This is a genomic window from Lentzea sp. NBC_00516, from assembly GCF_036346835.1.
GTDB lineage: Bacteria > Actinomycetota > Actinomycetes > Mycobacteriales > Pseudonocardiaceae > Lentzea > Lentzea sokolovensis.
Genome location: NZ_CP107840.1, coordinates 7,476,231 through 7,495,080, shown reverse-complemented (window position 1 = coordinate 7,495,080; position 18,850 = coordinate 7,476,231). Strand labels below are relative to the sequence as shown.

At 68.7% G+C, this 18,850-nt stretch carries 18 protein-coding genes; 4 read left to right on the top strand and 14 right to left on the bottom strand.

Annotated features, from left to right (window positions below; all coding sequences use genetic code 11):
* Nucleotides 1-36: 36 nt before the first annotated feature.
* The 9 genes from iolD to OG205_RS34290 all read right to left on the bottom strand — a co-directional run bounded on the left by iolD (nt 37) and on the right by OG205_RS34290 (nt 9,290).
* Nucleotides 37-1,890: a 3D-(3,5/4)-trihydroxycyclohexane-1,2-dione acylhydrolase (decyclizing) gene (gene iolD, locus OG205_RS34330; protein WP_330272071.1), complete on the bottom strand. Its 1,854-nt coding sequence runs from the start codon at nt 1,888-1,890 to the stop codon at nt 37-39.
* Complete coding sequence (gene iolB / locus OG205_RS34325) at nt 1,887-2,774, bottom strand: 5-deoxy-glucuronate isomerase (RefSeq protein ID WP_330272070.1); 888 nt, start codon at nt 2,772-2,774, stop codon at nt 1,887-1,889. Before iolB ends, iolD begins: the two co-directional genes overlap by 4 nt.
* Complete coding sequence (locus OG205_RS34320; RefSeq protein WP_319976660.1) at nt 2,771-3,676, bottom strand: Cgl0159 family (beta/alpha)8-fold protein; 906 nt, start codon at nt 3,674-3,676, stop codon at nt 2,771-2,773. Before OG205_RS34320 ends, iolB begins: the two co-directional genes overlap by 4 nt.
* Nucleotides 3,673-4,605 (bottom strand): 5-dehydro-2-deoxygluconokinase, encoded by a 933-nt coding sequence (gene iolC / locus OG205_RS34315; RefSeq protein ID WP_330272069.1) that lies wholly within the window; start codon nt 4,603-4,605, stop codon nt 3,673-3,675. Before iolC ends, OG205_RS34320 begins: the two co-directional genes overlap by 4 nt.
* Nucleotides 4,602-5,372, bottom strand: coding sequence for an ATP-binding cassette domain-containing protein (locus OG205_RS34310; protein WP_330272068.1), 771 nt, complete (start codon nt 5,370-5,372; stop codon nt 4,602-4,604). The genes iolC and OG205_RS34310 overlap by 4 nt, the downstream gene beginning before the upstream one ends.
* Complete coding sequence (locus OG205_RS34305; RefSeq protein ID WP_406601805.1) at nt 5,369-6,358, bottom strand: ABC transporter permease; 990 nt, start codon at nt 6,356-6,358, stop codon at nt 5,369-5,371. Before OG205_RS34305 ends, OG205_RS34310 begins: the two co-directional genes overlap by 4 nt.
* A 75-nt stretch (nt 6,359-6,433) precedes the next feature.
* Nucleotides 6,434-7,417: a sugar ABC transporter substrate-binding protein gene (locus OG205_RS34300; RefSeq protein ID WP_330272067.1), complete on the bottom strand. Its 984-nt coding sequence runs from the start codon at nt 7,415-7,417 to the stop codon at nt 6,434-6,436.
* A gap of 14 nt (nt 7,418-7,431) precedes the next feature.
* A complete protein-coding gene (locus tag OG205_RS34295; RefSeq protein ID WP_330272066.1) occupies nt 7,432-8,292 on the bottom strand; it encodes a TIM barrel protein in 861 nt (286 codons plus the stop codon).
* A gap of 2 nt (nt 8,293-8,294) precedes the next feature.
* Complete coding sequence (locus tag OG205_RS34290; protein WP_330272065.1) at nt 8,295-9,290, bottom strand: Gfo/Idh/MocA family protein; 996 nt, start codon at nt 9,288-9,290, stop codon at nt 8,295-8,297.
* Between the two features lie 110 nt (nt 9,291-9,400).
* On the opposite strand from OG205_RS34290, the gene OG205_RS34285 reads away from it, so the two are divergent.
* Together OG205_RS34285 and OG205_RS34280 are read left to right on the top strand one after the other, a co-directional pair.
* Nucleotides 9,401-10,402: a LacI family DNA-binding transcriptional regulator gene (locus OG205_RS34285; protein ID WP_330272064.1), complete on the top strand. Its 1,002-nt coding sequence runs from the start codon at nt 9,401-9,403 to the stop codon at nt 10,400-10,402.
* Nucleotides 10,399-11,892 carry a CoA-acylating methylmalonate-semialdehyde dehydrogenase gene (locus OG205_RS34280; protein WP_330272063.1) on the top strand — a complete coding sequence of 498 codons (1,494 nt, stop codon included), beginning with the start codon at nt 10,399-10,401 and terminating at the stop codon, nt 11,890-11,892. The genes OG205_RS34285 and OG205_RS34280 overlap by 4 nt, the downstream gene beginning before the upstream one ends.
* A 52-nt stretch (nt 11,893-11,944) precedes the next feature.
* On the opposite strand, the gene OG205_RS34275 is transcribed toward OG205_RS34280, so the two are convergent.
* The 3 genes from OG205_RS34275 to OG205_RS34265 are packed head-to-tail and all read right to left on the bottom strand — an operon-like array spanning nt 11,945 to nt 14,940.
* Nucleotides 11,945-13,456 (bottom strand): tripartite tricarboxylate transporter permease, encoded by a 1,512-nt coding sequence (locus OG205_RS34275; RefSeq protein ID WP_330272062.1) that lies wholly within the window; start codon nt 13,454-13,456, stop codon nt 11,945-11,947.
* Nucleotides 13,457-13,975 carry a tripartite tricarboxylate transporter TctB family protein gene (locus tag OG205_RS34270; RefSeq protein WP_330272061.1) on the bottom strand — a complete coding sequence of 173 codons (519 nt, stop codon included), beginning with the start codon at nt 13,973-13,975 and terminating at the stop codon, nt 13,457-13,459.
* Nucleotides 13,972-14,940: a Bug family tripartite tricarboxylate transporter substrate binding protein gene (locus OG205_RS34265; protein ID WP_330278289.1), complete on the bottom strand. Its 969-nt coding sequence runs from the start codon at nt 14,938-14,940 to the stop codon at nt 13,972-13,974. Before OG205_RS34265 ends, OG205_RS34270 begins: the two co-directional genes overlap by 4 nt.
* A 130-nt stretch (nt 14,941-15,070) precedes the next feature.
* Here OG205_RS34265 and OG205_RS34260 point away from each other — a divergent pair, with 130 nt between their 5' ends.
* Nucleotides 15,071-16,606: a sensor histidine kinase gene (locus tag OG205_RS34260; RefSeq protein WP_330272060.1), complete on the top strand. Its 1,536-nt coding sequence runs from the start codon at nt 15,071-15,073 to the stop codon at nt 16,604-16,606.
* Entirely contained in the window at nt 16,603-17,274 is a 672-nt protein-coding gene (locus OG205_RS34255; protein WP_330272059.1) for a response regulator, read from the top strand. Before OG205_RS34260 ends, OG205_RS34255 begins: the two co-directional genes overlap by 4 nt.
* Here OG205_RS34255 and arfB read toward each other — a convergent pair.
* On the bottom strand, nt 17,257-17,685 hold the full coding sequence (arfB, locus tag OG205_RS34250; RefSeq protein WP_319976647.1) for an alternative ribosome rescue aminoacyl-tRNA hydrolase ArfB: 429 nt from the start codon (nt 17,683-17,685) through the stop codon (nt 17,257-17,259). The genes OG205_RS34255 and arfB overlap by 18 nt on opposite strands.
* Before the next feature lie 9 nt (nt 17,686-17,694).
* Nucleotides 17,695-18,843, bottom strand: a complete 1,149-nt coding sequence (locus OG205_RS34245) for a SigE family RNA polymerase sigma factor (protein WP_330272058.1) — start codon at nt 18,841-18,843, stop codon at nt 17,695-17,697.
* Nucleotides 18,844-18,850 lie beyond the last annotated feature (7 nt).

The following is an 18,850-nucleotide window of genomic DNA, read 5'->3' as shown; positions in this document are numbered from 1 at the left end:
TGATCGCATCCGTCCAGCGGTATCCGCTGTTGGAGTTCAGCTCAGATAACGGACCTGTTTGGACTTGCCCTCCAGCACTTCTTCGCGGGCCAGGGCGATCTCGGACCGGTGTGAGACCTCCGGCACGCCGACCTCCCACCAGGCCCCGGCCTCGGTCCACGACGACGGGTGCGTGCGGATCACGACCACGGCCGGCCGCTTCTCGGAGACGGCCACCTCGCGGGCCTTGCGGTAAGCGCCTTCCAGATCGACCAGCGAGTCGGCGGGGAAGACCGCGCAGCCCATCGCCGCGGCGTGGGCGGCGAAGTCGGTGCGCGGGGGTTCGGAGTGGCCGGTCGTGCAGTCGGCGTAGAGGTTGTTGAAGCCCGCGCCGCCCTGGCCCGTCTGCAGGCGGTGGATCACGGCGTAGCCGTCGTTGTCGCAGACGACGGCCACGAAGCCGTGGCCCGCGAAGGCCGCCGAGAAGAGTTCGGAGTTCAGCATCAGGTACGAGCCGTCGCCTAGCAGTGTCGTGACGACGCCCTGGGTGTGCGCGATCGCGGCTCCCCAGGCGCCGGCCAGTTCGTAGCCCATGCAGGAGAAGCCGTACTCGACGTCCATTGTGGACTCGCCGGTGGCGCGCCAGCCGCCGATCAGTTCGCCGGGGAGGCCGCCGGACGCCGTCATGACGTAGTCGGTGGGCTCGCTGACGTCGTTCACGACGCCGACGACCTGGGCGTACGTCGGGAGAGCGGTGGACGGTGTGCGCAGCGAGGTGATGTGGGCGTCCCACTTCGTGCGTTCGGTCTGGGCGCGGCCTGACCAGTCCGCAGGAGCCTGCCAGGAACCCAGGACGTCGGTGAGTTCACGCAGGCCCTCGTCGGCGTCGGCGACCAGGGCGAACGAGCCGTGCTTCACGGCGTCGAAGCGGGCCGCGTTCAGGGAGAGCAGGTGGGCGTCCGGGGAGAAGACGGTCCAGGACGCGGTGGTGAAGTCCTGCAGGCGGGTGCCCACGGCGATGACCAGGTCTGCCTCGCCTGCCAGGACGTTGGCCGAGGTCGAGCCGGTGATGCCCAGCGGGCCAGCGTGCAGCGGGTGCTCGTGCGGGATCAGCGTCCTCCCGGCCGTGGTCTCCACGACCGGGATGTTGTGCTGTTCGGCGAACCGCAGGGCTCGGCCTGCCGCACCGGAGTAGCGGACGCCGCCGCCCAGGACCAGCAGCGGACGGGAGGATTCGCGGATTGCCGACGCGGCCTCAGCCAGCGCGAGCAGGTCGGGGCGTTGGCGCAGCGGGCGATGCACGACGGGGGCGAACAGCGCGTCGGGGAAGTCGTAGGACTCGGCCTGGACGTCCTGCGGTAGCGCCAGAGTCACCGGGCCGCAGTCGGCAGGGTCGGTCAGGACGCGCGCCACCTGGGGCAACGTGGAGAGCAGCTGTTCCGGGCGGGTGATCCGGTCGAAGTAGCGACTGACCGCGCGGAACGCGTCGTTGACCGTGGCCGTCGGGTCGTGGAAGTGCTCGACCTGCTGGAGAACGGGATCCGGTGCACGGCCGGTGAAGGTGTCGCCCGGCAGGAGCAGGAGTGGCAGGCGGTTGGCGTGGGCGACGCCCGCAGCGGTGATCATGTTCAGGGCGCCGGGGCCGATCGACGACGTGGCGACTCCCACCTGACGGCGGTGGGTGGCCTTGCCGATGCCGACGGCGGCGAGGGCCATGCCCTGCTCGTTGTGCCCGCGCCACACCGGGATCCGGTCGCGGACCTCCTCCAGGGCGTTGCCGAGACCGAGGACGTTGCCGTGGCCGAAGATCGCGAACACGCCGGGGAACAGCGGTGCCTGCGTGCCGTCGAAGAGTTCGGTGCGCTGGGCCAGCATCCAGCGGACCAGTGCCTGCGCTGTCGTGAGCTTCACTTGACCCGCCCTTCGGCAGTCGTGACGGGACAACGAGGATCGAGTTCCTGCGTCGCCCAGCTGTCCCGGATCCAGGTGTGCGCCGGGTCGTCGCAGAACGCCATCGACCGCTCGTCGCCGGGACCGGCCAGGACGTTCAGGTAGTACATGGGATATCCCGGCGCTGCCACGCACGGACCGTGATAGCCGCGCGGGATCAGGAAGACGTCGCCGTCCCGCACGGTCACGTCCTCGTCGATCGTGCCGTCGTCGGTGTACGTGCGGTGGAAACCGAAGCCGGTGCGGGACGGGGTGACCTGGTCCCGGTCGGCGATGCGGAAGTAGTAGATCTCCTCGTTGTTCACCTCGCACGGCTCGGACTCGTCGTGCTTGTGCGGCGGGTACGAGGACCAGTTGCCGTCCGGGGTGATCAGCTCGCACGCGTTGAGCTTGTCCGCGTGGTCCCACACACCCGGCACGCCGAAGTTCGTGACCTGGCGGGTCGCGTTGCCGGAGCCGCGCACCTCGACGGGAACGCCGTCGGCCGGTCCGTACTTCGGCGTCAGGCGGTTCTCGCAGCGCGCCATCGGGAGCGCGACCTCGCATCCGTCCACAGAGGACAGCTTGACCGAGGCGTCGCGCGGCACGTACGCGAAGTCCGTGACGCGGGTGAAGACCGACTCACGGCCCTGCAGCTCGTACCGCTCGTCGTCGACCTCGACCGTCAGCGACCCGGCGAGCGGCAGCACGAACGCCTCGAACTCGCCGGTCTCGATCGTGCGCACCCAGCCGGCCTCGATCCGCAGCACGCGCAGACCGGTGTACGTCCAGCTCGCGTCCTCCGGCGTCAGGTGGATGACGTCGTCGGAGGTCGACAGAGTCCCGTGTGGACGGTGCAGGGTCATTCCGTGACTCCCTTCGCGGTACGGAGGATTTCGGCTGCGGCGGCGACGGCGGAAGCGACATCGCCGTCCGGCGGGTAGAGCAACGCCCGGCCGACGACCAGGCCGCGCACGGTCGGGTGGCCCAGCGATCGGCCCCACGACGCGAGATCGTCCTGAGGGTTCGCGGACGGCACACCGCCGAGCACCAGCGCGGGCAACGCGGTGGTGTCCAGCACGATCTCCGGCTCTTCCGGCGCGGGCAGCTTCAGCCAGGTGTAGGCGGAGGTCGAGCCCAGCCCGGCAGCCACGGCCGACGCGCGGGACAGCGCCGCGGAATCCTTCTGCAGCACCAGTTTGTCGTTGTGGTCACGTTTGTACGGCAGCGGTTCGACCATCGCCATCAGGCCGTGCTCGGCGAGTTCCGTGACGGCCCGCGCGCAGCCTTCCAGCGTCGGGATCGTGCCGGGATCCGAGTCGACCAGCCGCAGCAGCATCTTGCCGCCGTCGAGCCCGAACGTCGCGATGGACGACGCGTCGTAGGCGGTGAACCTGTCGTCGATCTCCCAGTCCGCACCGGCGAGGCCGCCGCGGTTCATCGAGCCGATGACCACTCGGTCGTTCAGGCCGTCCAGCAGAAGGAGATCCTCGATCACGTCCGGCGTGCCGAGCACCCCGTCGACGTCGGGGTTCGCCAGCGCCGTCAGCAACCGGGCCAGCAGCGAGCGCCGATCGGCCATCGCCATCGGGTCGCCGCCGACGCCCAGCGCACCACGCGCCGGGTGGTCCGCCGCGACCAGGAACAGCGTGGACTTGCCGTTCAGCAACGAGTTGCGCCGCTTGCGCGCCTGGTAGGCCCGCCTGATCGAGCCGGGATCCTCGGCCCGCCGCCACAACAGTTCGCGCCACTGGCCGTCGGTGATCACAGCAGTTCCTCGATCTCTTCCTGGTCGGGCATGGCGTCGGCGCAGGCCAGCCGGGAGGCGACGATCGCGCCGGCCGCGTTGGCGTAGCGGGCGATCTTCACCGGGTCCCAGCCCGACAGCAGGCCGTGCACGACCGAACCGCCGAACGCGTCACCGGCGCCGAGCCCGCAGACGACCTCGACCGGGTTCGGCTCGACCGTCCAGCGACCTTCCGGCGTGGCCACGAGAACGCCCTCGGCGCCCTTCTTGACCAGCGCCAACGAGATTCCGCGTGCCAGCAGCCGATCGGCGGCCTCGTCGGGGTCGGACGTGCCGACCGCGATCTCGCACTCGGTCCGGTTGCCCACGGCGACCGTGACGTGGTCGAGCATCCAGCTGATCTCGGCACGCGCGGTCTCGACGTCGGGCCAGAACATCGGCCGGTAGTCCAGGTCCAGCACCGTGTGCCCGTGCCGGGCGCGGTTCGCCAGCATCATCCGCTGCGAAGCACGTGCGGGTTCGGCGGAAACGCCCGTGCCGGTGACCCACAACAACGGGACTTCGCGCGTGAGCGTCCACGGCACGTCGTCCTCGCCCAGCGTCATGTCCGGCGCGGTCGGCAAGCGGTAGAACAGCAACGGCGGGTCGGCGGGCGGGTTGAGCTCGCAGAACACCACCGGTGTCAGCAGGTCCGGCGAGGTGCCGACGTACTTCGACGACACCCCGAAGCCTTCCAGCGCCTCACGAACGTAGGTGCCGAAGCCGTCCGGTCCGACCTTGGTGAGCACACCGGCACGACGGCCGAGCCGCGCGGCGGCGACCGCGACGTTGGTCGCGGTCCCGCCGAGCGACTTGGCGAACGTGCTGACCTGGGCCAGCGGCACCCCGGACTGCTCCGGGTACAGATCCACCCCGACCCGGCCCACGGTCAGCACTTCGAGAGACGTCACGCCTCGGCACCCCGCAGCTCGTGCTCCAGCGCTTCCAGCTCGGCACCGCCGGCCATCTGGCGCGTCAGCTCGTTGATGTCGATCTCGTTCTTCTCGTAGCTGCCCAGCGCACGGCCGCGCTTGAGCAGCAGGAACCGGGTGGCGACCGGGTAGGCGTGGTGCGGGTTGTGGGTGATCAGCACGACGCCGAGGCCACGATCACGTGCCTGGGCCACGTACTTCAGCACCACTCCGGCCTGCTTCACGCCCAACGCGGCCGTCGGTTCGTCCAGGATCAGCACCTTGGCGCCGAAGTGCACGGCGCGGGCGATGGCGACGCACTGCCGTTCGCCGCCCGACAACGTGCCGACCGGCTGTTCCACGTCGCGAAGGTCGATGCCCATGTCGGACAACGCCTTCTTGGTGATCTCCTTGCCCTTCTTGCGGTCCAGGAAACCGAACTTCGTGGTCGGCTCCGACCCCAGGAAGAAGTTGCGCCACACCGACATCAGCGGCACCACGGCGAGGTCCTGGTACACGGTCGCGATGCCGTGGTCCAGGGCCTCGCGGGGCGACGAGAAGCGGATCTCCTCGCCCTCGACCTTGAACGAGCCCTGGTCGTGCTGATGGACACCGGCCAGGATCTTGATCAGGGTCGACTTGCCGGCGCCGTTGTCGCCGAGCACGCAGGTGACCTCACCCGCGTTGACCACAGTGGACACATCGCTGAGCGCGATGACGCTGCCGTAGGTCTTGCCGATGTTCTCGGTCTCGATGAGGGACGTCATCGCCTGACCCTTTCCGCTCGGCGGCGCAGCATGTTGTTCACCAGCACCGCGGCCAGCAGCATCACGCCGAGGAACAGCTGGAACCAGTCGCTGTTCCACCCTGCGTAGACGATGCCCTGCCGGGCCATGCCGAAGATCAGCGCGCCGATCGCCGCACCCACCGCGGAACCGAAGCCACCGGTGAGCAGGCACCCGCCGATCACCGCCGCGATGATGTACTGGAACTCGAGGCCGATGCCCTGGTTCGCCTGCACGCTCGCGTACCGCAGGATGTTGATCGAGCCCACGAGCCACGCGGCGAACGCCGTCGTCATGAACAGCAGGATCTTCGACCGCACGACCGGCACACCGACCGCGCGTGAGCTCACCGCGGCACCGCCGATCGCGAAGATCCAGTTGCCGAACTTGGTGCGCATCAACACCGTTGACGCGATCACGGTGAACAGGACCCACCAGATGATGGACACGTAGAAGCTCTGTCCGCCGATCTGGAACGTCGAGGCGAACAGGAACCCCGCCGACTCGTAGCCGGCGGCCTCCCGCATGCCCGACACCTGCACGCTGCCCGTCACCAGGCGCGTGATGCCGAGGTTGAGGCCCTGCAACGCCAGGAAACTGCCCAGCGTCACGATGAAGCTCGGCAGGCCCGTGCGCATCACGAGCCAGCCGTTCAGCGCGCCCACCGCCAGTGCGAAGGCGAGCGACACCAACAACGCCAGCCAGACGTTGAGTCCCAGCTGGGTGGCGAGGAGAGCCGTGACGAGCGCGGTGGACGCGGTCATGACACCGGCGGACAGGTCGAACTCGCCACCGATCATGAGCATCGCCACCGCGACCGCCATGATGCCGAGCATGGAGGCGTCGTCCAGCCAGGTGGCCGCACCACCCACGCTCAGGAACTGCTCGGTGACCACGGAGAAGAACAGGAACACGAGCAGTGCGCCGAGCATGGCGCCGATCTCCGGGCGTTTGATCAGCTGATCCATCGCCCTGGGTTTGCTCAGCCGTTCGTCTGCAGCCGGTGGAGCTGTGGCCGTCACGGTCATCTCCCCGCCTCTCCCTTACCTCTTGCCGTTCTTGGCGTACTCCGCGACCTTGTCCACATTGGACTTGTCGACGAAGCCGGGACCGGTGAGGACGGGCTTGCCGCCACCGAGGGTGTTGGCGTTGTCCTTGAAGAGCTTCAGCATCACGATCGGCAGGTAGCCCTGCTGGTACTGCTGCTGGTCGACGGCGAACAGCACCTCGCCCGCCTTGATGGAGCTGACCACGTCGGCGTTCAGGTCGAACGTCGCGACCTGCGCCTTCGAGCCCGCGCCCTTGATCGCGGAGGCCGCGTTCACGGCGACCTGCGGGTTGAGCGCCAGCACACCGTCGACGGCGGTGTCGGACTGCAGCTTGGCCTTGATGCGGGCCTCGATGTCGGTCGGGTTGGAGATGTCGACCTGGAGGTTCTCCACCGCGCCGCCGAAGCCGGTGCGGGCACCGTCGCAGCGCTGGTTGAGGCCCGAGTTGCCGGCCTCGTGGATCACGCAGAGCAGCTTGGTCTTGCCCGCGGCCTTGAGCTTCTTGCCGGCTTCCTCACCGGCGATCGACTCCTCCTGGCCGACGTGCGCCATGGCACCGAACTCCGCGCTCTTCGCGCTGCCGGAGTTGATCGTGATGACCGGGATGCCGGCCTTCACCGCGTTCTCGATGGAGGTCTTGAGCGCGTCCGGGTTCGCCATCGACACCACGATGCCGCCGACCTTCTGCGACACGGCGTTGTCGATCAGCTTGGCCTGGGCGCCGGGGTCGCCGTCGGAGTTGTAGGTGACGCCGACGCCGAGCTGCTTGCCCGCGTCCTCGGCACCGACCTTCACGACGCTCCAGAACGCGTCACCCGCGGTGCCGTGCGTGATGACGGCGACCTTGAGGTCCCCGGTGGCCGGTGCGCTGTTGTTCTGCGTGTTTGAGGTGTTGGTTCCCGTGGGACCGCTGCAGGCGGCGAGTAGAGCAACACCGGCGAGAGCAACGCCCGCGCGGATGACCAGACGAGACTTCATCGTCTCCAGTCCCTTCAGAGGATCTTGCTGAGGTGCGCGAGACTGCGCCCGGTGTCCTTCAGTGGCTTGTCCACTGGACTTCCGTCCTTGAGCTGGGTGTCCTGCTCCAGGACGAACCAGCCGGTGTAGCCCGCCTCTTGAACGAGCTTCACCAGCGCTTCCACGTCCACGTCGCCGTCCCCGAGCGGCACGTAGATGCCCTGTTCCACGGCATCTGTGTAACTGAGTTCGCCGCTGCGCACCTTCGCCGCGATCTCGTCACGCACGTCCTTGAGGTGCACGTGACCGATCCGGTCCGGGTAGCGGCGCGCCAGTTCGACCGGGTCCGTGCCACCGATGAGGAGGTGGCCGGTGTCCAGGCAGAGCTGGAGATCGGAGTCCGCGAGGAACCTGTCGACCTCCGCCTCCCGCTCGACGTGGGTGCCCACGTGCGGATGCAGCACGGTTTCGAGGCCGTGCCCGGCGGCGATCTCACGGATCTTCGCGCAGGTGGCGACGAGGGTGTTCCACTCGTCGTCGGTGAGCTTCGGGGTCTCGTCGTAGCCGTCCAGCCCGGTCGCGGCGGCGAGCACCAGAACCTCGGCGCCACCGGCCTTCAGGATCGCGGCCACCCGGCCGGCTTCGTCCAGAGTGGACTGGACGTCGGTGTGCAGGGTGACCGCGAGGAAGCCGCCGACCAGCGTGAGGTCGTGGCTGCTCAGGAGGGTTTTCAACGCTTCGGGGTCGGCCGGCAGGTAGTCGGGCGGGCCGAGTTCGGTGGCGGTGAGCCCGAGCGAGTGCATCTGGCTCAGCACGGTGTCGGACGGGAGCACGTTGCCCCATCCGGGCACCTCGCACACGCCCCAGGAGATCGGTGCCCCAGCGATCTTCGCCATGCCTAGTTCCCCTCGATCCTCACCGGTGCGCCGCTGCGACGCGACTGCTCACAAGCTTCGGCCAGGCGCAGGCTGATCAAACTCTCTCGCGCCGGCGACGGGTTCGCGACCTCGCCCTTGATGACCTGCGTGAACAGGTTCATCTCGTTGACGTACGCGCGGTGGAAGCGCTCCGGGAAACCGGGGTAGGCGTCCGGTCCGGCCACGTGACCGCCGGGCTCCAGCGAGTTCAGCGGTGTGCGCGCGTCGACGCCCGCGACCAGGGAGTCCTTGCTGCCCAGCACCTCGATGCGGTGGTCGTAGCCGACCGGGTCGTGCCGTCCACCGGCCAGCGTGGCGTGCGCGCCGCCCTCGAACTTCAGCATCACGACGGCGTTGTCCACGTCGTCGGCGTCCGCGAACGCCTGGTGCACCAGGACCGAGCCGCTCGCGTAGACCTCCACGACGGGCTGGCCGACCAGCCACGGCACGCAGTCCAGGTCGTGGATCAGCAGGTCGCGGAAGATGCCACCGGAGGCGGGCAGGTAGGAGAAGTCCGGCGGGTTCGCGTCGTTGCCGACGGCCCTGACCAGGTAGATGTCGCCGACCTCGCCCGCGCGGATGCGGCGGTGGAGCTCGTAGACGGCCGGGTCGAACCGGCGCTGGAAGCCGACGAGCACCTCGACGCCGGACTTCTCGACGTCCGCGATCAGCGCGGCCATCTCGGCGACGTCGCTCGCGATCGGCTTCTCGCACAGCGTGGGGACGCCCTGCGCGATGGCCGCGCGGAGCATCTCGGGGTGGGTGTTCGTCGGGGTGGCGAGCAGGACGCCGTCGACGTTGCCCAGGAGGGTGTCGAGGTCGTCCACCGCCTTGGTCCCGGCGAGTTCGGCCGACGCCTGCGCTGCCCTGCCGGGCACCGGGTCGAAGAGAAGTACCTCGTCGACTCGATCCAGTGCGGCGAGGTTGGTCGCATGCATGGTGCCGATCCTGCCGACACCCGCTACTCCGATCCGCATCGCAGGTTTCCCCTGTTCATCGCCGAGATGTGTTAGAGCGCTCTATTGGTTGGAGCGCTCTAACCCTGTAACTTCGGCCACAGGGTGTCAAGAGGGGAGGTGGTTGCGAAGTGGTCAGGCCGACGATGGAAGACGTCGCTCTGCGGGCGGGGGTGTCCCGGGCACTGGTGTCGCTGGTGATGCGCGGTTCACCCAAGGTGAGCGAGTTGCGACGCAGCGCTGTGCTGAAGGCCGCGGAGGAACTGGGGTACTCCCCGCACGCCATGGCGCGATCGCTGGCCTCGCGCACGTCGACGGTGCTCGGCGTGATGGTGTCCGACCTGCACAACGCGTTCTTCGCGGAGGTCGTGGACGGCATCGACGAGGTGGCGCGCGAGCAGGGGTTCGACATCATCATCAACACCGGCGGCCGCTCGCCCGCCCGTGAGCGCCGTGCCCTGGAATCGCTGCTGTCGTTTCGCCCTGCCGGGTTGATTCTGCTGTCGCCTGTCGTACCGGCGACCGCGATCGGCAAGGCCGCCGAACAACTTCCCGTGGTGCTGGTCGCCCGGTCGTCTCGTGTGTCCACTGTGGATACCGTGAACGACGACGGCGAGCAGGGCGCACGACTGGCCGTTGACCACCTTGTTTCTTTGGGACACAAGCGCATTGCGCATTTGGACGGCGGCGAAGGAACCCAGGCCGGACCTCGTCGGCGCGGATACGTCGCCGCGATGGAAGCCCACGGGCTCGTGCCGCAGGTCGTGTCGTCCGAATACACCGATGCGGCTGGAGCGCGCGCGATCCGTTCGTTGATCGACGACGATGCTTTGCCCACGGCCATCCTGTCCTGCAACGACTTCAACGCCGTCGGCGCCATCTCAGCCTTGGAAGACGCCGGATTGCGCGTTCCTGACGATGTTTCCGTTGTGGGATACGACAACACTTCACTGGCAGCGTTGCGCCACGTCTCGCTGACCACGATCGACCAGCCCCGTGCCGAGTTCGGCCGGTTGGCCGCTGACGCGCTTCTGCAGCGCGTTCGTGAAGAGCGCATCGAACCCGTGCGCCATCTCCTCAATCCCTCGCTCGTAGTCCGCAGCACGACAGCTCCCCCAGGAGGACCGCGTTGAGCACCATCCCCCACTGGATCGACGGCGCCCGCACCACGGGGGTGTCGTCTCGCAAGTCCGATATCTTCAACCCCGCGACAGGCTCCGTCGCCGCGCAGGTCGTGCTGGCCGAGCAGGCTGACGTCGACCTCGCCGTCTCTTCTTCCTTGAAGGCCGCGCTGTCCTGGTCCGAGTCTTCTCTGTCGACGCGGTCGCGCATCCTCTTCGAGTACCGCCACCTGTTGCACACGCACCGCGACGAGCTCGCCGCGATCATCACGTCCGAGCACGGCAAGGTGCTGTCCGACGCGGCCGGCGAGGTGCAGCGCGGCCTTGAGGTCGTCGAGTTCGCTTGCGGCATACCGCAACTGCTGAAGGGCGAGCACTCCGAGCAGGTCTCGCGCGGGGTCGACGCGTACTCGTTCCGGCAGCCGTTGGGCGTCGTCGCGGGCATCACGCCTTTCAACTTCCCCGTGATGGTGCCGATGTGGATGTTCCCCATCGCCATCGCCTGCGGGAACACCTTCGTGCTGAAGCCTTCCGAACGCGACCCCTCGGCTTCTTTGAGGCTGGCCGAACTGTTCAAGGAGGCCGGCCTGCCCGACGGCGTGCTGAACGTCCTGCAGGGCGACGCCTTCGCGGTCAACGCGCTGCTGGACCACCCGGACGTCGCCGCGGCGTCGTTCGTCGGCTCGACCCCGATCGCGCGGCACGTCTACTCGCGCGGCACCGCGGCCGGCAAGCGCGTGCAGGCCCTGGGCGGCGCCAAGAACCACATGGTCGTGCTGCCCGACGCCGACCTCGACGTGGCCGCCGACGCCGCCGTTTCCGCAGGCTACGGCTCTGCCGGCGAGCGTTGCATGGCGATCTCGGTCGTCGTGGCCGTGGGCGAGACCGGCGACGAACTGGTGTCGAAGATCGCCTCGCGGACCCGCGACCTGCACCCGTCGGTGCTGCCGGGCACCGACCCCGACGCCCAGATGGGCCCACTGGTCACCGGCGTGCACCGGGACCGCGTCCGGTCCTATGTGGACGCGGGCGAGGCGGCCGGTGCCTCGCTGGTCGTGGACGGCCGCGGCTATGCACCCGAAGGACACTCGGATGGCTTCTGGCTCGCGCCGACGTTGTTCGACCACGTCACCCGCGACATGACCATCTACACCGACGAGATCTTCGGGCCGGTGCTGACCGTCGTGCGCGCCGACACGTTCGAGGACGCCCTGGAACTGGTGAACGCCAATCCTTATGGCAACGGCACCGCGATCTACACCGGTGACGGCCTCGCCGCCCGCGAGTACCAGCGACGCGTGCACGTCGGCATGGTCGGCATCAACGTGCCGATCCCCGTGCCGATGGCCTACTACTCGTTCGGCGGATGGAAGGACTCGCTCTTCGGCGACACGCACGTGCACGGCGCTGAGGGCGTGAAGTTCTACACGCGCGCCAAGGCGGTCACGGCCCGGTGGCCGCAGCAGCACGGCGTGAACCTGGGCTTCCCGACTCACGGCTGAGCTGGAGAAACGAGAAAGCCCCCGCCGGGAGAGCGGGGGCTTTCTCGTGCGATCAGGCGTCGACCTTCTCGCGTTCCGGTTCCGCCGCGGCGGGCGGCTTCGGCAGGAACCGCTTGAGCAGCGGGAAGAACAGGATCACCACGATGATCGCGTAGACCACGATCGCCATCGGGCTGTTCACCAGACCGGTCAGCGAGCCGTCGGAGAGCTGCAGCGAGCGGCGCATCTGCTGTTCCGCGGCCGGGCCGAGGATCACGCCGATGATCGCGGGCAGCACCGGCAGGCCGTAGCGGCGCATGCCGAAGCCCAGCAGGCCGATCACGAACATCAGCAGCAGGTCGAAGATGTCCGCGTTGACCGCGTAGGCGCCTACCGAGGCGAAGAACAGGATGCCCGCGTAGAGGTACGGCCTGGGGATGCGCAGCAGCTTCGCCCACAGCGGTGCCAGCGGCAGGTTCAGGACCAGCAGCAGGGTCAGGCCGATGAACAGCGACGCGATCAGTGCCCACACCAGGCCGGACTCGCGTTGGAACAGCAGTGGGCCCGGCTGGATGCCGTACTGCTGGAACGCCGCGAGCATGACGGCCGCGACCGCCGTGGTCGGGAGGCCGAGCGCGAGCATCGTGACCAGGGTGCCCGCGGCGGAGGCGGAGGCCGTGGACTCCGGGCCCGCCACGCCCTCGATGGCGCCCTTGCCGAACTCGTCCTTGTGCTTGGAGAGCCGCTTCTCCGTCACGTACGACAGGAACGTCGGGATCTCCGCGCCGCCGGCCGGGATCGCGCCGAACGGGAACCCGATGAGCGGGCCGCGCAGCCACGGCTTCCAGGTGCGCTTGAGGTCGGCGCGGGACAGCCACGGGCGGCCGACCGGGATCGGTTCGAACGGCTTGCGGCGCAGGTGGGCCGCTACCCACAGGGCCTCGCCGACCGCGAAGAGCGCCACCGCGACGATGACGATGTCGATGCCGTCGGCCAGGTGCAGCGAGCCGAACGTCAGGCGCTGCTGGCCGGTCATCTCGTCGAGGCCGACCAACCCCAAGGTCAGGCCGATGAGCAACGAGGCGACGCCGCGGATCCGGGAGGCGCCGAGCACCGAGGTCACGGCGATGAACGCCAGCACCATGATCGCGAACAGGTCGGGTGCGCCGATGTCGACGGCGTGCTTGGCGACGAACGGGGCCAGCAGGACGATCAGGATCGTGCCGATGATGCCGCCGGTGAAGTGGCCGATGGCGGCGGCGGCAAGCGCTTGCGCTCCACGTCCCTTGCGGGCCATGGGATTGCCTTCGAACGCGGCCACGACCGCGGCGCTCTCACCCGGTGTGTTCAGCAGGATCGACGTGGTCGAACCGCCGAACATGCCGCCGTAGTAGATGCCCGCGAACATGATGAACGCGCCGGTCGGCTCCATGCCGTAGGTGACGGGCAGCAGCAGGGCCACCGCCATGGCCGGGCCGATGCCCGGCAGGACGCCGATCGCGGTGCCCAGGAGGACGCCGATCGCGGCGAGCAGCAGGTGTGTCGGCGTCAGCGCGGTCGCGAAGCCGTCGAGCAGTTGTTCCACCTAGAACACCTCCATCAACGGGCCACCGGGGAGCGGGACACCGAGCAGGTTGTTGAACACCACGAAGGTGAAGATCGAGAGACCGGCCGCGATCAACGGGTCGCGCACCAGATTGCGGCTGCCGAGCGCGTAGGCCGCGCCCCAGAACAGGATCGCGCCGGAGATCGGGAACCCGACCACGCCGATCAGCGCGGCGTTCGCGAGGAAAGCACCGCACAGCAGGAGAACCGTGCGCCAGTCGGCGGGTGCGGACAGGTCGACGTCCTCGCCGGCCTCTGCCTCGCCCTTGCCGCCGCGCAGCACGTCACGGGCCAGCAGGGCGGCCACGATCAGCAACAGCGAGCCGACCAGGATCGGCACCGCCTTCGGGCCGACGGGGCCGCGCTGGGCGAAGTCCGTGGGGATGCGCAGCGCGTCGGTGAGCACCAGCACGCCGAGCACGACCAGCAGTGCGCAGATGCCCAGCTCGGAGTGTTCGCGGAGCCAGTTCTTCCGCTCCGGCGTCGTCACGGTCGTCATGCCAGCCCCAAGTCCTTGAGCACCGTTGCCACCCGCTTGTTCTCGTTCTCCAGGAAGGTCCTGAACTCGTCTCCCGGCGCGAAGGCGTCCGTCCAGCCGTTGCGCTGCAACGCTTCCTGCCACTGCGGCGTCTTCTGGAGGTTCTGGAACACCTCGACCAGCTTCGCCTTGTCGGTCGCCGAGATGTCAGGAGGAGCGACGATGCCGCGCCAGTTCGTGAACTCGACGTCCACACCGGACTGTTGCAACGTCGGCGCGTCGATGCCCTGGATACGGTCCTTGCTCGTCACCGCGAGGACGCGCAACGTGCCGGCCTGGATCTGGTCGCGGTACTCGCCGACGCCGGAGACGCCGAACGCGACCTTGCCGCCGAGCACCGAAGCGAGCAGCTCGCCGCCGCCGTCGAACGGGATGTAGTTGACGGTCTTGGGCTGCAGGCCCACGGCCTTCGCGATCAGCATCGGCGCCAGGTGGTCGGGGCCGCCGGGAGCCGAACCGCCGCCGACCGTCACCGTGCCGGGGTTGGCCTTCCAGGCGTCGACGAGTTGTTGCATCGACGTGTACGGCGAGTCCTTCGCGACCACGACGATGTCCGGTTCCTCGATCAGCTTCGCGATCGGGGTGGTGTCGAGCAGCGAGTTCGGCGACTTGTTCGTGTACACCGCGCCCACGACGCCCAGACCCATCGACATGATCAGCTTGCCGTTGCCGCGCTCACCGACCGTGCGCCCGAGTCCGACCGTGCCGCCCGCGCCGGGGAGGTTGAACACCTCGGCGTTGCGCAGCAGGTCAGCGTCCTCCATGGCCTTTGCCGCCGTGCGAGCCGTGATGTCGTAACCGCCGCCAGGAGCGTTCGGCACCAGCACCCGCAGCGCTCGTACCTGGCTCGTCTCGCCGCTGTCCGCACCCGGCGTCAGCAGCGGCGGCACGAGCAGGACGGCGAGCAACGCCGTCGCCACCGCCACCCACACCTTCACCGACACTGTGATCCCCGCCTCTCATCCGCGTGGTTGGACATGTTGCTCTCGTGTAAACCTTGATGTCGCTCTTGCGCTTCTAAGGTTTCTTTCGGTCTTTCTGGTCACGGGAGGTTTCATGCGCCGACGCCGTTCCCTGGCCAGTCAACTTCTCGCATGGCAACTCGTAGTCGTCACGTTGCTACTGTGCGCGGTGGGCGCGCTGACTGTCGTCCAGACGGGCAGCAACTTTCGCTCCAACGAGGAACGCCGGATGCTGTCGGTCGCCGAGACCGTCGCCGCGAACTCGCTGGTCCAGGAGGAGATGGGCAACTGGCGCCTGCTGTCCGCGCCCGCCGAGACCGCCCGCAGCCTGTCCGGCGCCTCCTACGTGCTGATCCTCAACGAGAACCGGCTCGTGATCGCCTCACCGGACCCGGCGCAGATCGGGTCCACTCTGGACACCCGCGCCACGGCCCTGGAGGGCCGGTCGTGGACGGGCACCATCGGCGACTCGATCGAGGCGCACGTGCCGGTGTTCGACCCGACCAGCCGCCAAGTCAACGGCATGGTGATCGCGGGCGCCGAGGAACCGGGAATCTTCGCGGGCGCGCTGGAGCAGCCCCTCGACGTGCTGCGCTACCTGGCGATCGCGCTGCTCATCGGCGTCACCGGCTCGTTGCTGCTGGCTCGCAGGGTGAAGAACCAGACGCTCGGGCTGGAGCCGCACGAGATCACCGCGCTGGTCGAGAACCGCGAGGCGTTGCTGCACGGCATCCGCGAGGGCGTCGTCGGTCTCGACGGGCAGAACCGGATCACGCTGGTCAACGACCACGCGAGCGACCTGCTGGCGTTGCCGGAGGACGCGGTCGGCCGCTCGGTCGAGGAACTGGAGCTCAACGACCGGCTGCGCGACGTGCTGACCGGCCGCGCGACCGGTGTCGACCAACTCGTGCTGCGGCAGGGCGTGGTGCTGACGCTGAACCGCATGCCGATCGACGGCGCGGGCGCCGTCGTGACGTTGCGAGACCGCACGGAACTCCTTGCGCTGCAACACGAACTCGACGCCTCGCAGCACGCGACGGACACACTGCGGGCGCAGGCGCACGAGTTCGCGAACCGGCTGCACACCATCGCCGGGCTGATCTCGTTGAAGGAGTACGACGAGGTCACCAACTACATTCACCAGATCAGCTCGGCGCAGGACCAGTGGCGGACCGAGGTCGGCGAGTCGATCGGCGACCCCGCCGTGGCCGCGCTGCTGATCGCCAAGGCGTCGCTCGCGGCCGAACGGGGCACGGCGCTGCGGCTGGGTCCGGACAGCGTGCTGGGCAGGGTCGACGAGGCCCTGTCGGCGGATCTGGTGATGGTGCTGGGAAATCTCGTCGACAACGCGTTGGACGCGCTGAGTTCGCTGAACACGAACGGCGCGGGGAAGTGGATCGAGGTGGGTGTGATGCAACTGGACGACGAGGTCCAGGTCGTGGTGCGCGACTCCGGTCCCGGGGTGGCGCCGGAGCTCGCGGAAGAGGTGTTCCGGCACGGGTTCACGACCAAGGCGGCATCGCACGGCGAACGGGGCATCGGACTCGCGCTGATCAGGCGGGCGTGCCTGCGGCGCGGCGGTTCGGTGAGCGTGTCAGGTTCAGTGTTCACGGCAAGGCTGCCCTGGTGATCCGGGTGCTGGTCGTCGACGACGACTTCATGGTGGCCAAGGTGCACAGCGGCTACGTCGCGCGCACCGACGGGTTCGAGGTCGTCGGCGTCGCGCACACCGGCGGGGACGCGGTGCGGCTGGCCGCCTCGCTGAAGCCGGACCTCGTGCTGCTCGACATCTACCTGCCCGACCAGAGCGGGCTGGACGTGCTGAAGTCGTTGCGCGCCAACGAGGACGTCGACGTCATCGTGATCACGGCGGCGACCGACGTCGAGACCGTGCGCAGTGCGATGCGCGGTGGCGTGCTGCACTACCTGATCAAGCCGTTCGACTACGCGGCCCTGCGCGACCAGCTCGCGCACTTCGCGTCGTTGCGGGACAAGCTGCACCGGCTCGACTCGGCCGGGCAAGCGGACGTGGACCAGGTCTTCGGTGCGCGCCCCACCTCGAAACCGTTGCTACCCAAGGGTTTGACACCGGAGACCGCGCGGCTCGTGGACACCGCGCTGCGGTCGCACCCGGAAGGGCTGTCGGCGTCGGAATGTGCTTCCTCGACGGGCGTCGCGAGGGTCAGCGCGCGCCGGTACCTGGAGCACTTCGTGTCGACGGGACGGGCCGAGGTCCGGTTGCGGTACGGCGGAACCGGCCGGCCCGAACGGATCTACGCGCTAGTCCCAGGAGCCTGAACGGCCGCGGCCGCGCTTGGTGTCCGCACGGCGCTTCTTCGAGGCGATGCGGCGTTCCTGCGAACCCCTGGTGGGCTTGGTCGCCCTGCGCATCGGAGGCGGTGGCGCAGCGGCCTCACGCAGGATCACGGCGAGGCGTTCGCGGGCGGCGGCGCGGTTCTGCAGCTGCGCGCGGTGCTCGGAGGCGGCGATCGTGAGCACGCCGTCGACGAGCCTGCCGGCCAGCCGGTCGAGCATCCGCTGCTTGAGGTGAGCGGGGATCGACGGCGAGGCAGCCAGGTCGAACGAGAGCTCCACACGGCTGTCCGCCGTGTTCACTCCCTGCCCGCCCGGCCCACCTGACCTGGAAAAACGTTCGCGCAGCTCGGACGCTGGCACCACCAGCGTCCTCGTCACGGTCACGTCGTTCATGCCTCAAGGTTAGAAGGTGAAGCCCGGCAATGTCGCGATCTTTATCAGGGCTTCCCGGCCGAGGACCGGTTCGGGCCGCCCCACCGAGGTATCCAACGACTGTGTGAAGGGAAGGTCCGCTCGGAAGCTGCCGACGTTGTCACTCCAGATGGAGACGTGCGTGCCGTCGGGCCGATGCGCTTCCGCCCTCCAGGACATCTGGCCTGTACCAGGCATGCGGATCACGAAGGTCACGATCTTGACGCCGTCGACCTCTTCGTACCGGCACTCCTCGCCCCCGTTGCAGGTGACGCTGGCGGGCCCGTCGGCTGAGACGTCGAGCAACAGGCCGCTCGTGCCGGCGGCATCGGTCAGCCTGGCGACCGCCATCCGGCGCTCGGGCCCGTTGACGTTGTAGAACTGCAGCGCCTTCGTCCACGCCACGTCGTGCGCGGTGACGCTCGCCGGGATGATGTTCGAGTCGCGCAGGATCCGGGTGAGCTCGGCGTTGTGATCGGCGGACTGTGGCCACACCGTCGACGCTGATGGTGGTGCCGATGTCGCGGTCTCGCGCGGTCGCACCAGGTAGCCGGCCGTGCCGAACCCCGCGACGAGCACGAACGCCAGTGCCGTCGCGATCGCGGTCCGCCTGCGGACCAGTTTGGTCTTGCCCTTGCGGATGACCTCGGAGCGGTAGATCCGCAGCTCCGGCTCGTCCTCCAGCAGGCCACGCAACGCGGCGAGGCCCTTGGCGGCCTGACTCTTCACCGTGCCCTCCGTCCTGCCGAGGATGCGGGCGGTCTCGGTGATGCTCAGGTCCTCCCAGTACCGCAGCACGACGACAGCACGTTGCCCAGGAGGCAACATGTCGAGGACTTCGCGCAGGTCCAGGTCGAACGTCGAGTCCGGGACGGCGCGTTCGGGCACGGCGTCGACGGAGCGTTCGCGCTGGAAGAAGCCGCGCCGGGTCTCGTCGATCGCGGTGCGCACGAGCACTTTGCGTGCGTAGGCGTCGACGCTGTCCTTGCGCACGCGCGACCAGGCCACGTACATCTTGATCAGCGCGGTCTGGACGATGTCCTCGGCACGGTGCCAGTCGCCGCACAGCAGATATGCCGTGCGGCGCATGACGAGCGCACGTGCGTCGACGAACTCCCCGAACTCGCGGTCGCGGTCCAAGTGCCCC

Coding starts and splice junctions, on each gene's coding strand:
- iolB (WP_330272070.1), bottom strand. CDS start 2,774: ATGACCCTGCACCGTCCACACGGGACTCTGTCGACCTCCGACGACGTC.
- OG205_RS34310 (WP_330272068.1), bottom strand. CDS start 5,372: ATGACGTCCCTCATCGAGACCGAGAACATCGGCAAGACCTACGGCAGC.
- OG205_RS34305 (WP_406601805.1), bottom strand. CDS start 6,358: ATGGATCAGCTGATCAAACGCCCGGAGATCGGCGCCATGCTCGGCGCA.
- OG205_RS34300 (WP_330272067.1), bottom strand. CDS start 7,417: ATGAAGTCTCGTCTGGTCATCCGCGCGGGCGTTGCTCTCGCCGGTGTT.
- OG205_RS34295 (WP_330272066.1), bottom strand. CDS start 8,292: ATGGCGAAGATCGCTGGGGCACCGATCTCCTGGGGCGTGTGCGAGGTG.
- OG205_RS34290 (WP_330272065.1), bottom strand. CDS start 9,290: ATGCGGATCGGAGTAGCGGGTGTCGGCAGGATCGGCACCATGCATGCG.
- OG205_RS34270 (WP_330272061.1), bottom strand. CDS start 13,975: ATGACGACCGTGACGACGCCGGAGCGGAAGAACTGGCTCCGCGAACAC.
- OG205_RS34260 (WP_330272060.1), top strand. CDS start 15,071: ATGCGCCGACGCCGTTCCCTGGCCAGTCAACTTCTCGCATGGCAACTC.
- arfB (WP_319976647.1), bottom strand. CDS start 17,685: ATGAACGACGTGACCGTGACGAGGACGCTGGTGGTGCCAGCGTCCGAG.